Annotated in this window: 17 protein-coding genes; 11 read left to right on the top strand and 6 right to left on the bottom strand. The window is 66.2% G+C overall.

The window, feature by feature from the left end:
* Positions 1-10 precede the first annotated feature (10 nt).
* Positions 11-916: a thiamine-phosphate synthase family protein gene (locus BM167_RS02985; RefSeq protein WP_092888502.1), complete on the bottom strand. Its 906-nt coding sequence runs from the start codon at positions 914-916 to the stop codon at positions 11-13.
* A complete protein-coding gene (gene dcd / locus BM167_RS02980) occupies positions 913-1,521 on the bottom strand; it encodes a dCTP deaminase (protein WP_092888499.1) in 609 nt (202 codons plus the stop codon). The genes BM167_RS02985 and dcd overlap by 4 nt, the downstream gene beginning before the upstream one ends.
* Before the next feature lie 109 nt (positions 1,522-1,630).
* Here dcd and pth2 point away from each other — a divergent pair, with 109 nt between their 5' ends.
* From pth2 to BM167_RS02925, 10 genes are all read left to right on the top strand, one after another.
* Positions 1,631-1,969: a peptidyl-tRNA hydrolase Pth2 gene (pth2, locus tag BM167_RS02975; RefSeq protein WP_092888496.1), complete on the top strand. Its 339-nt coding sequence runs from the start codon at positions 1,631-1,633 to the stop codon at positions 1,967-1,969.
* Between the two features lie 63 nt (positions 1,970-2,032).
* Complete coding sequence (locus BM167_RS02970) at positions 2,033-3,409, top strand: PAS domain S-box protein (RefSeq protein WP_092888493.1); 1,377 nt, start codon at positions 2,033-2,035, stop codon at positions 3,407-3,409.
* Positions 3,410-3,475: 66 nt separating this feature from the next.
* Positions 3,476-3,865 (top strand): response regulator transcription factor, encoded by a 390-nt coding sequence (locus BM167_RS02965; protein ID WP_092888490.1) that lies wholly within the window; start codon positions 3,476-3,478, stop codon positions 3,863-3,865.
* A gap of 171 nt (positions 3,866-4,036) precedes the next feature.
* Positions 4,037-5,410 carry a tRNA pseudouridine(13) synthase TruD gene (gene truD, locus BM167_RS02960; protein WP_092888487.1) on the top strand — a complete coding sequence of 458 codons (1,374 nt, stop codon included), beginning with the start codon at positions 4,037-4,039 and terminating at the stop codon, positions 5,408-5,410.
* A 1,199-nt stretch (positions 5,411-6,609) separates the two neighbouring features.
* Positions 6,610-7,338 carry a DUF2103 domain-containing protein gene (locus BM167_RS02950; protein WP_092888481.1) on the top strand — a complete coding sequence of 243 codons (729 nt, stop codon included), beginning with the start codon at positions 6,610-6,612 and terminating at the stop codon, positions 7,336-7,338.
* Positions 7,339-7,455: 117 nt separating this feature from the next.
* A complete protein-coding gene (locus BM167_RS02945) occupies positions 7,456-7,728 on the top strand; it encodes an eL43 family ribosomal protein (protein WP_092888478.1) in 273 nt (90 codons plus the stop codon).
* A gap of 39 nt (positions 7,729-7,767) precedes the next feature.
* Positions 7,768-7,902, top strand: a complete 135-nt coding sequence (locus tag BM167_RS02940) for a DNA-directed RNA polymerase subunit P (RefSeq protein WP_089764242.1) — start codon at positions 7,768-7,770, stop codon at positions 7,900-7,902.
* Positions 7,903-7,924: 22 nt separating this feature from the next.
* Positions 7,925-8,230 (top strand): KEOPS complex subunit Pcc1, encoded by a 306-nt coding sequence (locus tag BM167_RS02935; RefSeq protein ID WP_092888475.1) that lies wholly within the window; start codon positions 7,925-7,927, stop codon positions 8,228-8,230.
* 74 nt (positions 8,231-8,304) lie between these two features.
* Positions 8,305-8,694 (top strand): prefoldin subunit beta, encoded by a 390-nt coding sequence (locus BM167_RS02930; protein ID WP_092888472.1) that lies wholly within the window; start codon positions 8,305-8,307, stop codon positions 8,692-8,694.
* Positions 8,695-8,700: 6 nt separating this feature from the next.
* Positions 8,701-8,946 (top strand): DUF3194 domain-containing protein, encoded by a 246-nt coding sequence (locus tag BM167_RS02925; protein ID WP_092888469.1) that lies wholly within the window; start codon positions 8,701-8,703, stop codon positions 8,944-8,946.
* Positions 8,947-9,161: 215 nt separating this feature from the next.
* Here the strand turns inward: BM167_RS02925 and BM167_RS02920 are convergent, their stop codons facing one another.
* Positions 9,162-11,075 (bottom strand): DUF2070 family protein, encoded by a 1,914-nt coding sequence (locus BM167_RS02920; protein ID WP_092888466.1) that lies wholly within the window; start codon positions 11,073-11,075, stop codon positions 9,162-9,164.
* 39 nt (positions 11,076-11,114) lie between these two features.
* Positions 11,115-11,666, bottom strand: a complete 552-nt coding sequence (locus tag BM167_RS02915) for a GMP synthase subunit A (RefSeq protein ID WP_092888463.1) — start codon at positions 11,664-11,666, stop codon at positions 11,115-11,117.
* 139 nt (positions 11,667-11,805) lie between these two features.
* Between BM167_RS02915 and BM167_RS02910 the strand changes: the two genes are divergently transcribed.
* Positions 11,806-12,855 (top strand): lysylphosphatidylglycerol synthase transmembrane domain-containing protein, encoded by a 1,050-nt coding sequence (locus BM167_RS02910; RefSeq protein WP_245781295.1) that lies wholly within the window; start codon positions 11,806-11,808, stop codon positions 12,853-12,855.
* Between the two features lie 3 nt (positions 12,856-12,858).
* Here BM167_RS02910 and BM167_RS02905 read toward each other — a convergent pair whose 3' ends face one another.
* Complete coding sequence (locus BM167_RS02905; protein WP_092888457.1) at positions 12,859-13,305, bottom strand: VOC family protein; 447 nt, start codon at positions 13,303-13,305, stop codon at positions 12,859-12,861.
* Positions 13,306-13,376: 71 nt separating this feature from the next.
* Positions 13,377-13,946 carry a DUF7097 family protein gene (locus BM167_RS02900; RefSeq protein WP_092888454.1) on the bottom strand — a complete coding sequence of 190 codons (570 nt, stop codon included), beginning with the start codon at positions 13,944-13,946 and terminating at the stop codon, positions 13,377-13,379.
* Between the last annotated feature and the right edge of the window lie 73 nt (positions 13,947-14,019).

Below are 14,019 nucleotides of genomic sequence, written 5' to 3'. Positions count from 1 at the left end.
TCGCGCCGGGTCACCCCAAGAGCGTGTCGCGAACGGTCCGTGCGACCGTCTGTGCGTCGGGGCCGAGGATGTACGTTATGGCCTCGATGCCGAACCCGCCCGTCTGATAGAGGACGAACGTCTCCGTGGGGTTCTCGCAGTCTTCGACGGCGGCGACGATTGGGTCCTCGGCCTCGGGGTCGAACTCGATTGCGGTGTGGCCCGCCGACTCCAGCGCCGAGACGACGTCGGGGTCGTACCGGACGTTCAACGCGGCGCTGACGTCCGCGCCGCCGCGGCGCGCCTCGAGGAGGACCGAGGCGGCGTGTTCGCTGACGCCGAACTCGGGGTCGTTCGGCACCGTCGCGCGACCCTTCACGTCGAAGATTCGGCCGGGGACGCCGGCGATGTCTTCGATCCCCGCCGCGTCCGGCAGGCACTCGACGAGGTTCGACCCGACGTTCGGAATCAGACCGGCGAATCCGCTGGCGTTCGTCAGGGTACGCAGGGCGCGGCGAACCGACGACCGGACGCGTTCCGCGGTCCGGAGGCCGCTATCGGGGTCGTGGACGCTCAGGTCGCCGTCGTACTCGGCGAGTCCGGGCATCTCTTCTTCGTGCATCGTCGCCAGCAGGTCCCCCTGTTCGAGGCGGCGGACGAGCACTTCCGCCTCCACGAGGGCCTGCACCGGCGTCATGTCGCCCGTCGCGAGTCCCTCTCCGATTCTGTCCACGAGTTCGACGACGCGTTCGTCTTCGAGGAACTCCTCGCGGCGGCCCACCTCGCCGTGGGCGTACTTCGAAACCGCGCTCTGGCTGATTCCGAGGGCGTCCGCCACCTCCCGTTGGGTGAGTCCGCGTTCGCGGAGGTCCCCCGCGAGCATCGACCGGAACGTCGGGAGGAACTCCTCTACGACTATCTCTTCGACGAACCTCATCGGTCGTCCCCGTCCCGTTCTCTGGCGGCGACGAACTCGGGGTCGTCGCCGATTCGGGAGGCCTGCGGCCCCGCTTGGTTCTGGTACTTCGACCCGCGGTCGGAACCGTACGGCCGGTCGGCGGGCCGTTTCAGTTCGGTGAAGACGAGTTGCGAGACGCGCATTCCCGGCGTGAGAGCGACGGGCGCGGTGCCGAGATTCGACAGTTCGAGCGTTATCTGACCGTTGTACCCGGGGTCGACGATACCCGCGGTGGCGTGGATGACGATGGCCAGACGGCCCAACGAGGACCGGCCCTCGACCGTCGCCAACAAGTCGTCGGGAATCTCGACTCGCTCCTTCGTCGTTCCGAGGACGAAGTCGCCGGGGTGCAGGATGAACTCCTCGCCCTCCTCTACGTACGTCTCGGTGACGTACTTGCTCACTTCGTCCTCGCGGTTCGGGTGGATACACGAGATGTTCGTCCGTTGGAACTCCAAGAACTCGGAGCCGAGTCGGAGGTCGATGCTCGCCGGTTGGACCTGCATATCGACGTCGTCTATCGGTTCGACCACGAGGTCACCATCTCCCAAGCGTTCGAGGATGTCCGCGTCCGAGAGTATCATACGGAGTAGGCGCGTCGGTGGGGGGTAAAATCTCTCGGTCCCGGCTTTTGCGCTGCGGCGAAAAAAGGTAGAGGAGAAGAACCTTTAGCCGGCGGCGTGGATTCGGAGTATGAAGCAGGCCATCGTCGCCCGCGCGGACCTCGGGATGGGCCGCGGCAAACTCGCCGCGCAAGTGGCGCACGCGTCGCTCTCGGCGTACGAGGACACGGACGCCCGGACGCGCTCTCAGTGGAAGGGAAGCGGTCAAAAGAAGATAGTGCTGAAGGCCAACGGCGAGTCGAAACTGTTCGAACTCGCCGACGCCGCGGAACGAGAGGGCCTCCCGCACGCGATAATTCGCGACGCCGGGCACACGCAACTGGACTCCGGAACGGTCACCGCACTCGCCGTCGGCCCGGGTCCCGACGACGCCATCGACCGCGTTACGGGGAATCTGTCGCTGTACTGACCGCCGTCCGATGCACACCGACTGGCCAAACCGCTTACCTGTGGTCAGACACCATACCGAACGATGAAAGAGTTCGCCGCGTCCGACCCGGACGAGACGCTTCTCGACGTACTGACGAACGTCGACGGCGTCGTGAGCGTTCGGGACGCCGAGACGGGCGAGACGCTCGCCGTCAGCGAGTCCGTAGAGGAGTTGTACGGCTACACTCCCTCGGAGTTCGAATCGCTGGCAGTCGAAGCGTACAGCGCGGACGTCGAGGGACAGGACAGAGACGCACTCGAAGCGCGGTTCGACGAGGCGCGACGCGAGGGGAAAGCCACCTTCGAATGGAAGGCGGAGGCGAGAGACGGGACGGAGTTTTGGACCGAGGTGACGCTCTCGCGGACGGAGGCGGACGGACGCGACTACCTGCTGAGCACCGTCCGCGATATCGACGACAGAAAGCGAACGGAGGCGGAACTGCAGCAGTACAAGCGACTCGTCTCTCTGGTCTCGGACCCGGTTTTCACCCTCGACGAACGGGACCGTCTGGGGTTCGTCAACGACGCCGCCGTCTCTCTCAGCGGATACCCCCGCGAGGAACTGCGGGGAGCGGACCCCGGGTGCGTCTTCGCCGACGCCGAGAGCGACGGCGACGAGTTCGACCGGATTCACGAACTCGCCGGAGACCCAAGCGAGTCGCTTCGACTCGAAGGGACCATCGAACGGTCTGACGGGAGCGCTCGCACCGTCGAGGCGAACATCGCACCGCTTCCGAGCGACGACGGGGAGTACGACGGAGCGGTCGGCGTCGCGCGCGACATCACGGAACGAAAACGGAGAGAGGAGCATCTCGAACGGTTCGCGAGCGTCCTCTCGCACGACCTTCGGAACCCGTTGAACGCCGCGCAGGCGCAGGTGACGCTGCTCCGCGAGTCTGAGGGCGTCGAGAGCGACCACCTCGACGCCCTCGACCGACTCCACGGCCGGATGGCGGACATCGTCGACGACGTGTTGGCACTCGCCCGCGACGGGGCGACGGTCACCGACCCCGAACCGGTCGAACTCGCCCGGGCCGTCGAACGCGCGTGGGAATCGACGCCGTCCGGTACCGGTACCGTCGTCGTCTCGGACGAACTCGGTACGGTCGAAGGCGACCCTCGGCGCGTCCGCCGTCTCTTCGAGAACCTGCTCGACAACGCCGTGTCGCACGCCGGTCCCGACGTGGCCGTCCGCGTCGACCCGATTGCGGACGGGTTCGCCGTCAGCGACGACGGCCCGGGCATCCCGGAGGACGAACGCGACGACGTCTTCGAGTACGGCTATTCGACGACGGACGGCGGGACGGGGTTCGGCCTGAACATCGTCGCCGAAATCGCGTCGGCCCACGGGTGGGCTATCTCTTTGAGCGAGTCCGACGCGGGAGGCGCGCGGTTCGAGGTCACCGGCGTCTCGAACTGACGGCGTCCGCCGTGGACTGGCCGCTACTGTTTTGTGCGGAGAGTCTCGAACTCCTACAAGAACACGATGGCCGAGGACCCACCGACCGTACTCGTCGTCGAGGACGAAGAGGCAGTCGTCGAGGCGTACGCCATGTGGCTCTCGGACGTCGCCGACGTCCGCACCGCCACCGGCGGCCGAGAGGCCCTCCAACTCGTGGACGGCGACGTGGACGCGGTTCTTCTGGACCGCCGGATGCCGGACCTCTCGGGCGACGAGACGCTGGCGGAGATACGCGAACGCGGGTTCGACTGCCGCGTGGCGATGGTGACGGCGGTGGACCCCGCCGTGGACGTAGACGGCGTGAACGCGTCGTTCGACACCTACCTGACGAAGCCCGTGACGAAAGAGGAGATAGTGGACGCCGTCGGCGAACTCCTCGAACGTCCGATACGCGACGGGGCCGACGGCGGGTGACTCTCCTCGCGTCCTCTTCGCGCACTCACACGGCCTCGCCGCCCGCGTGTCGCTTCGCTCCCGCTTGCTAATTGGAGGGCTCACCGCGTTCGCCCTCGCGACCCGCAAACCGGAGGGGCCTTGTGAACCCGGGCGGAAGTTGCGACGACCGGAACCGCCGGGGAGAGAGTAATGCGAGAGGCACACCCACTGGAACGGCGCGTCGGTATCGAACGGTACGTCAGCGACGCCGCGGGGACGGGCGGTCGTCTCCGGGCGTCGCCCGAAGCATTCCGCGTTCGCGAACTGGAGGGGATGGAGCCCGAACCGGTGACCTCCGACGTCGGCGACTACCCCTACCTCCTCCTGCGGGTCACCCTCCGCGGGTGGGACACGAACGACTACGCGCGCCGCCTCTCGGACGCCCTCGGCGTCAGTCGCGAACGCGTCGCGTGGGCCGGAACGAAAGACAAGCACGCGGTCACGACGCAGTTGTTCTCCGTGCAGGGCGTCGAACCGGACGCGATTCCCGACGTTCGCGACGCCGACGCGGAGGTCCTCGGGCGAATCGGGCGGGACCTCGGCTTCGGCGATTTGGCGGGCAACGCCTTCGAGATTCGCGTCAGCGACGCGGAGAGCCCCGAGAACGCCGAAGCCGTCACCGCCGACCTCGCGGCGTTTCTGACCGGCGACGAGAAAGAAAGAGAGCCGTCGTACCCCGAAGACGTGGCGGTTCCGAACTACTTCGGTCACCAGCGGTTCGGAAGTCGCCGCCCCGTGACCCACGCCGTCGGTCTCTGCGTCGTCCGCGGCGAGTGGCGCGAGGCCGTCCTGACGTACGCCGGAAACCCGTTCGACGCGGAACCCGAGGGGACGCAGGACGCCCGGCGGTTCGTCGAAGAACAGGCCGAGTCGGCCGACCCGGACTGGGACGCCGCCTTAGAGCGGATGCCGAACCGCCTCCGGTACGAACGCTCCATGCTCCACCGCCTCGCGGCGGACGGCGACGAGACGGACGACGACTGGCGGCACGCCCTCGAAGCGGTCCCGCGGAACCTCCAGCGACTGTTCGTCAACGCCGCCCAATCGTACGCGTTCAACAGGATACTGAGCGAACGCCTCGAACGCGGGATGCCCCTCGCGCGCCCCGTCGAAGGCGACGTGGTCTGTTTCTCCGACCGCGACGCGCCCGAGGGTCTCTACCGCCCGGACACCGACAGAACGCAGGTCGCCACCGGTCGGAGAGTAGACGTGATGGCGAGACACTGCGAACGCGGCCGGGCGTTCGTCACCGCGCCTCTCGTCGGCACCGACACCGAGTTCGCCGAGGGAGAGGCGGGAGAGATAGAACGGGGCGTGATGGACGAGTTAGACCTCGAACCCGCGGACTTCGACCTTCCGGGTGAGTTCGACTCCTCGGGGACGCGCCGGGCCGTCCTCCTCCGGACCGAGGTGGACGTAGACGTCGAGGACGACGCGTACTCGCTCTCGTTTTCGCTTCCGTCCGGGTCGTACGCGACCGTACTCCTCCGCGAGTATCTGAAGACGAGTCCGCGCGAGCAGTAACCCCACCTTTTTCGAGGGAGTCCTCGCGCGCCTCCGGCGCGCTCGAACCCCCACCAAAAACTTGGAGGGAAAAAGGCCGCGAAGGCTCGCTCCGTTCGCCTCGCGGTGCGATTCGGTGCCCGACCGCCACGGCTACGTTCCTCACGAACAGTACTGAACTCGGGCAACACGTTCGGAGACCGGTCTTCCGAGCGGACCGATAAGTGAGGCTTTATTGAAACCCACACGCGATGAGAAGTTTCAGAGGCCGTGCCGAAGACAGACCGCATATCGGTCGTGCAACGTTCCCGACCTGGGTGTTACGTACAGGGTAGTAGTCTATCGGCGCTTTAGTAGCACAGAGATGAGCAGAACCACCGCAAAGACGATTGTGAATCCCATTACTGCGATTCCGAAAACGTAGTACGGGTTCGTAAAATCCGGGCTGTTGAGGAACAGAAAGAGGCTGAAACTCGAACCCAGTAACAGAATCACTGCAGACTGAATATTCGGGTTGTACCAGTCTTCGAGCGAATTCCGAACCGTCCTATCCATGTCAGATCCGTAACTTAATACCGTATGGCGTTTGCGTTCGGTGAACTCCGATAAGTTCGCACTCTTACTAAACGAATGGTCTCCTCCAGAGTGGACACCCAGTACAGGGAACCACCTTTCGGTAGGTACTTTGTTCAACTCTCTTGATTTGCGATATGGTTTCCCGCGAGAATCAGGTAATGGTCGCCTCTGCCGTAGTAGCCCTCGCGCTTCTTTTCGCCCTACGGGCATATTCGAACTTGGGGGTGTTGTCGAGGTTTGCAGTTGTCGTCGTCGCGATAACCGTTACGCAATCTGCTCTCAGACGAGTGTATCAGTAAGCACACCTACATAGCGTCTAGTTCAGAACCAATGATGAGAATAACCGACGCACCCCGAGAGAGGAATCTACCGTATCCAGCACGCAGTATATATCAACGATTGCGTATTCCAATAGAGACGTGAGTGAGGGCTGACACTGTACCGCGTCGAGCGAACGAACGTGAGCGAGACGCCGCCTTGTTCCCTCCAGGTTTTTGCGTTCACGAGACGCGAAGCATCTCGTTAGCCAATCAGAACGCGGAGCGTTCTGATGACGCCGAGAGGTCGCGCTCCGCGCGACCCGAGGCGTAAAAAGGTGGGTGACGATGACCGCGCTTTTATGCGACCGACGCCTTCCGACGACTATGGACTGTGGGCGGTGCGGGACGTCGTTGGAGAAGCCGGGAGACTACTGTCTCACCTGCAACACCGCCAACTGCGACACCGTCGTCGTCGTCTTCGAACGCGCCCGCGCGAACCTGACGATGCTCGACGACGAGGAGATAATCGGAGAGACGACGGTAACGACCGTCCCCGAAGACGACGAGGAGGGCCGCGTCGTCGAACTGCGGAACTTCGCCGGACTCGTCGCGGACGAGGTGCGGCGGAAACGGCCCGAGGAGGTGTACGCCGCCGGCGACAGAGACGTGCTTCGGGAGGCGCGCGCCCAACTGCACCACGAGTTCTTCCGCGTCGCCGGGGAGAACCCGGTCGAACGGGTCATCGAACGGCGCGGGAAACGCGCCCTCGACGTGGTGGAGACGCCGCCGCGCGAGAAACTCGGCGGGTCGCACTCGACGCTCATCGGCGGGCGGACGGGCCGCCGAGCCATCGGCGTCGTCGCGGGGCACCCCCACGTCAAGAAGATAATCCCCGGGCCGATAGACGCCAGCGGAACCGGCTCTCGAACGAGTCTCCGCGCGAAGGTGACGCGCGCCGACGGCAACGGCAACGTCCGACTACTCCTGCGCGACGGGTCGAGCGTCCAAGAGAACCGCGTCGTGACGACGGCGATGGACACCGAGACGGGCGAGTTCGTCCGCGACGACCTGAACGACGCCCTCCGCGAGGCGGAGTTACAGGACGTGAACTGAGCGGGAAACCGCCGGACGGAGACGGGACGAACGCCGACTGGCGGCGTGTCACCGCGAGTCACGCGGCGGGGACGACTCGTAGGCTTTATCCGCCCGCCCCGGGTATCACGCGATACTATGGCCGAAAAGAAGGCACGAACGACCGGTAGCGCCGGTCGGTTCGGCGCGCGCTACGGGCGCGTCGCACGACGCCGGGTAAAGGAGATAGAAGCCGAGATGCGCTCTGCGAAAGTCGACGGCGACGACGTCAAGCGCCTCGGTACGGGCATTTGGAAGAACGAGGAGACGGGCGAAGTGTTCACCGGCGGCACGTACCGGCCGGAGACGCCCGGCGGAAAGCAGGTCCGTCGTTCCATCCGCGCGGCGCTTTCGTCGGACGACGACGAGTAACGCGGAAGATACAACAGTCTCACACTCACATTCCACACAATGAGCTACAAATGCTCTCGCTGTAAGCGCGACGTCGAACTGGACGAGTACGGCGGCGTGCGCTGTCCGTACTGCGGGCACCGCGTCCTCCTGAAGGAACGCGCGCCCGACGTGAAAGAAGTTCCCGTCGAGTAACTCTCTGTCTTCTCGACTTTCGATGGACGGCGCGCACGACGCGACGCTCGAATTCTCTTACGCCGACGAGCGACGCGCCCGCATCGTCGCAGAGAGCGTCCGCGTCGAAGTCGGCGAGATAGACGACGCCCGGTCGGCCGCCGCCGTCGAACGCGAGGGGCGAGTCGTCTCCGTCCGCGTGGACGCCGCCGATATCGTCGCCCTCCGGGCGGGGACGAACTCGTGGCTTCGTCTCGTCTCGGTCGCGGAGACGGTGGCGGCGGACGCCGCCGAGCGACCCTCGGCGGACCGTGAGACCGACCCGCACGAAGGGTCTCGCGAAGCCTGACCGCGGGCGTCTCGGCGGACCGCTCGGCGCACGGAATACGGGCCTTTTTCAGTCAGCATCCCGTCGGCCAGAGTATGCAGGGTAATCTGCCGCCGGAAGCGCAAGAGAAACTCGAAGAACTTCAGGATCTGCAGGAGACCGCACAGTCGGTCGCCGCGCAGAAGCAGCAGGCCGAATCCACGCTCACCGAGTCCAAGACCGCCCTCGAAACGCTCGAGGACGTCGACGAGGACACAGCGATGTACCGCGAAATCGGCGAACTTCTCGTCGAGACGGAGTACGACGAGGCGTACGACGACCTCGAAGAGAAGGTCGACACGCTCGAAGTTCGCGTCGAGCAGCTCCAAAAGCAAGAAGAGCGCGTCCAAGAGCAGTTCGAGGACCTCCAAAGCGAGCTCCAGCAGATGCTGCAGGGCGGCGCGGGCGGCGGCCCGATGGGCCCCGGTGGCGCAGGCGGCGCATAAGCGCCGATGCCGACCGACGAAGAGGTCGTGGAGACGGCCGCAGACGCCGCGGAAGGCGTCATCTTCGCGAACTACAAGCAGTCCGACGTCACCGACTTCGACGTGACGGTGACGTTCGAGGACGGCGTCCTCGAAGTCGACGTGTACGTCAACGCGCCCGGGAACGCGGACGAGGTGGCCGACGACGCCGCACTCGCCGCGCGGGACGCCGTGGACGAACTGTTCGACGAGACGGACGCCGCCGAGACGTAACGAGCCGGTCCGACCGGCGCTCCATTTTTACCGACGACCGATGTCTCGCGACGACTGCCGTGGTTCACCGCGTCATATGGTGACACACGACGGTCGACGGTTCGGCGGTTGGACGGCCTCGGAGCGTCCTCGAACGCGGTACGACCAGGTCCGTCCGAGTGACGGCACCGTCGATAGCGCAGAGAGGAGTCGTAGTCGAGAGAGGACGGCGGGCCTCACGCGAACAGGAAGATGAGGACGCTGACGGCCATCGCGGCCAAGATGACGGAGGCGGCGAAGGCGCCGCCCATCGAGACGACGGCGTTGGCGTGACTGGCGAGCGTCTCGGTTCTGTCGTTACCGAACACGGTCACCTCGGCGCGTTCGACGGCCACGCCCGCCTCGACGGGTTCGCAGTCGGCTTTCGCCTCCTCGACGAGGTCAGAGACGAGCGCCCGAAGTTCGTCGTGGTCCAGCGCCGCCCCGACCTGATTGTCGGCTTTGACGGTGTTTACGATGTGCGTGTCCGTCGTCATCACCTCGACGACGTCCACGAGCGGCGACTCCCCGCCTGCGAGTTCGGAGACGAGTTCGTCGCGCAGTCCCGGTTCCATGTTGTTGCCGTCCACGAGGACGTAGGCCGTCGTCTGCTCGTTTACCTCCGTGACCGAGACGCGGATGCCGAGGGGGCCGATACCCTGCATCGGCGTCCAACTCGTCCGGTGCCACGCGACGCCGAGTGAGACGTCGCCGCGTTCGGCCTCGCCCAGTCTCTCGCCCGTCAGCGCCGCGGCCGTTATCATGTCGAAAGAGCGTCTCGACCCGGGCGTGACGTGGCCGAGGTCGGGGCCGTCGAGTCCGTTGTTGCAGTTGTGCGCGTCCACGAGGAGGACGTCGTCGAGGCCGGTGGTGCGCGCCTCCGCCGCCGCCGAGAGGCCGACGGCGTACTCCACGTCGTCGGCGAACCCCGGCGCGTACGTCGAAACGAGGAGGGCGTCGTCGCCGAACCCCTGTCCGAGCATCTTCGCCTCGCCGGACTCCGTGCGAACGCTCTCTGTCGCCTCCGTCCCGTAGTCGATGTTCTCGTGGGCGTCGTCCGCGGCGTCTAAGATGGTGTCTACCTCGCGTTCGGTGACGAGGTTGAAGTCGTGACCCGCGGTGGCGTGCGGCGGGAACGCGAGTCCCTCGGACCGCCGGGCGACCCGTTCGGGGAAGTTTCCGCCGCCGATTTCACCCATCGGACCGGGGTGTATCATCGGCAGGACGAACCGCGCCTTCTCGGGGCCGTCGGGTTCGCGAAACGAGAGGACGGTGACGGGGACGATGGCCTCCTCGCCCAAGTCCTCGAAGAACGTCTCCAGTTCGCGAGAGCCCTCTGCGACGTGGCCGATGAACCCGCCGAGGAAGTCGAGCAGGGAGACGCCGAGACTGCGCCGCCACGGCCGGTCTACGACGACGATGAAGCCGTAGACGAAAAAGGCGTACACCCCGCACATCATCCCGAGGATGAGAAAGTGGTCCGGCGAGATAGCCGAGAACGCGGCGGGCGCGTGGTCCGCGCGGGAGAGATACGGCGTCAGATACGCGTTCGACAACGGCCCGCCGACGGAGAGAAATCGCAGAGCGCCGCTGTAGATGAAGAGCAGAACCGCCGCCGTCAGAGACTGGATGCTCGCCGGAACCGCCGCCACGAGAATCGACGACTGCGAGACGGCCATGATGACGAGCAACCGGAAGGCGAACACCGACGCCAACGCGAGGACGAGAGCGTCGAAGACGAACCGCTGGCCGAGGGGCGTGAGTACGGAGACGATGGCGGCGGCGGTGACGATAGCGACCATTATCACCTCCGAGACGAGGGCGAGAAGCGACGACCGGTTCGGCGTCAGTTTCCCGCCGACGAACCGGTCTACGCCGGTCGTTCCGAACACCGCGACGACGGTCGGAATGCCGATGAAGAAGATGCCCTCCCACGCGTCCTTCCCGAGGAAGAACAGACCGCGCCACGTCCGCACGGACGTTCCGGTATCGAACGCGGCGACGCCCGCCATCGCCGCCAAGAGCAGGGCGAAAGCGAGACTTGCGTACCAACTCGGGGCGCGGAAGATGAACCGCGACAGCCCCGCGAGGTCACTTTGAGTCGCCGTCATACTGGAACATTCACGTCTTCCGTAGTATAACTCGTGCGACTACCGCTCGCAGATAGCCAGGAAGTTCTCGAACACTTCCTCTCCCCGTTCGGTGTGGGCGACTTCCGGATGCCACTGGACGCCGTACAGGTCGCGGTCGGTGTCGCTCATGGATTCGATGCCGCAGACGTCGCTGGTTCCGGTGTGGACGAACCCGTCGGGGAGTTGCTTGACTTCGTCGGCGTGACTCGCCCAGACGCGCGTCTCGGGGGCGAGCGAACCGACGAGGGGGTCGTCGTCGTCGAGAATCTCGACGTCGACGTCGGCGTACCCGCCGTAGTCGCCCGATCCGACTCGCCCGTCGAGTTCGGCGGCGATTATCTGCATGCCGAGACAGATGCCGAGGACGGGGACGCCGAGTTCGAGGTAGTCCGCGCAGTTGCCGATGCGGTCCATGTCCGGACCGCCAGAGAGGACGAGACCGTCGGCGTCTATCTCCGCGGCCGGGATGTCGTTGTCGAGGATTTCGACGTCGACCCCGAGGTCGCGGAGCGTCCGGTGTTCGAGGTGGGTGAACTGGCCGTGGTTGTCGATGACGGCGATGCGAGTCATTAGGTACGTCTCGCTAGTCGGGACGCGGACAAAAAGCGTCCGGAACACTCCGCGACGCGTGCCCCTCCGGCGTCGTTCGATTGGCGGCGGTCTGTGCGAGACCCGACACGTAAAGTTCTCCGCCCTCCTGCGTGGTGGTGTGGACACACCCGGCGTCAGTTCGTACACGCGCCTCCGTCCCGCCGCGAGGGCGACTATCGGCCTCGTCCTCGCCGTCGCCGTTCTCGCGGTGTTCGTCTGGCTCACCGGCGGCGTGGCGGTCCTCCGCGCTCTCACGCGGGCGGACGTCGGTATCGTCGCCGTCGGAAGCGTCGCCGGAGTGGCGGCGATTCTCTCGTGGGGAGAAGCCCTCAGGCGGGCCCTCGGCGGGACGAAACCCATCGGCGGTCTGAAATACCGTCTCGCCTACCTCTCGGGGGACTTCGCTCGGCAGGTGCTACCGATGGGGCGACTGAGCGGGTCCGCGATAATCGCGTACGCGGTGACGCGCCCGTTCGACTTGGAGTACGAGGAGGGCCTCGCCGCGGTGACGGTCACCGACCTCCTCAATCTCGTCTCCGCTATCACCCTCTCGACGCTGGGTCTCTCCGCCGTCTTCCTCCGCGCGGACGTGGGCGACGTGCGGACGTTCCTCGGCGGTCTGACCGGCGCACTCGTCGTCGCCGTCGGCGTCGTCGCGTTGGTGACTCGGCGGCGACACGTCGTCGAACGACTCGTCGAGCGGGTCTCTGGACTGCTCTACCGCGGGGCGACGCGCCTCGGCGTCGAACCCGTCGCCGCCGCGTTCGAACCGGAGTCGGTGCGACGCCGCGTCGAGAGCTACTTCGGGGCGTTAGACGCCGTCGCGGACGACAGACGGCGCGTCGCGGCGACGGCGTCGTTCGTCGCCGTCGGCTGGATGGCGTTCGCCGCGTCGCTGACGGCGGCGGGGACGGCGTTGGGCGTCGGCGTCCCGTTCGCCGCGGCGTTGTTCGTCGCGCCCGCCGCCGGACTCGTCGGGTGGTCGCCGCTTCCGGGCGGCGCGGGCGGTATCGAGGTGGCGGTCACGGCCGGTCTGGTCGCCGTCGCGGGCGTCTCCGTCGAGTCCGCCGCCGCCGTCGCCATCCTCTATCGCGTCTGCAGTTACTGGGTCGTCGTCGGCGTCGACGCAGTCGCGGCGGGACTGCTCGCGGCCGTCGAAACCGAATGACGCTTAGAGCGATTGCGGGTCGAACCGCCCGTTCTCGCCGTGCCACTCCTCGTGGCCCGTCTCCTCGCGGGTGTCGAGATACACCTCGACGCCGTTTCCGTCCGGGTCGTCGAAGTACAGCGCTTTGCTGATTCGATGGTCCACGGGCGTGACGGAGACGCCGCGGTCCGAGAGGCGTTCTGCGGTCCGTCGGAGCGCGTCCGGTGACTCGACTTCGAAGGCGGTGTGGTAGAGACCGACGCCCATCCTCGGCCCCGACGCCTCCGGCCCCACCGCTTGGAGGGCGACGTCGTGGTGGTGGTCACCGAACGTGAGAAAGGCGTAGTTCGCGTAGCGTTCGGTGACGGAGAGTCCGAGCACGTCGCGGTAGAACGCGACCGAGTCGTCTACGTCGCGGACTTTGAGGTGGACGTGTCCGAGTTTCGAGGGAGCGTCGTCTGCGTCGGTCATACGCGACCGTACGGGGTCGGCGGACAAGACGTTCACTCTCGAATGGAGACGTCTCGGTGAACCGACGACGGTCACTCGTCTCCGAACCGGTCGGCCGCCGACTGGAAGCCGAACTCGGCTTGCTCTTTCGTCCGACGCGCCTCGCGGGCGGCGAACGCCTCCGGGTCCGGCGAGGCGTCGTCGTCGATTCGGGCGAACGACCTGTGGACCTTCGTGTGACACCACCGACAGAGCGCGACCGTTATCTCGTGGCTCGGGTCGTCGCCTTCGGCCCCGCCGTCGGACGGAGTCCGACGTGCAGCCGAACGCCGTTCGGCGACGCCGTACGAGAGGTGGTGTTCCTCCAGAAGCGGTCTGCTTTCGGTCTCGTGTGCGATTCGGACCTCTTCGAGTCCGCACCGGACGCACTCGCGGCCGTCGGTGGTCGAACGGTAGTGCGGGCAGTCGCGCCACTCGCAGTCGTCGTCCGCGACCAGACACTCGTAGCCATCGGCGCGGCGCGCGGCGGCGAACGCCGGGTCGTCGCCCGCCCTGTCGAGAGCGAATCGGCACCGCCCGTCGCCGGTGAGGTGGTCGCACGCGCCCGAGTGGTCGTACGGGTCGTCCACCCCCACGGGCGTTCCGGTGGGCGTCTCCTCCATAATCGTCGAATCGGACACGAGAGACCTTTGTTCTTCCCGTCGCGGCGGCGGTTCGACCCCTCCGTTCGACCTG

The sequence above is a fragment of the Halopelagius inordinatus genome (assembly GCF_900113245.1).
Classification (GTDB): Archaea; Halobacteriota; Halobacteria; order Halobacteriales; family Haloferacaceae; genus Halopelagius; species Halopelagius inordinatus.
This window is presented reverse-complemented; position numbering and strand designations above follow the sequence as displayed.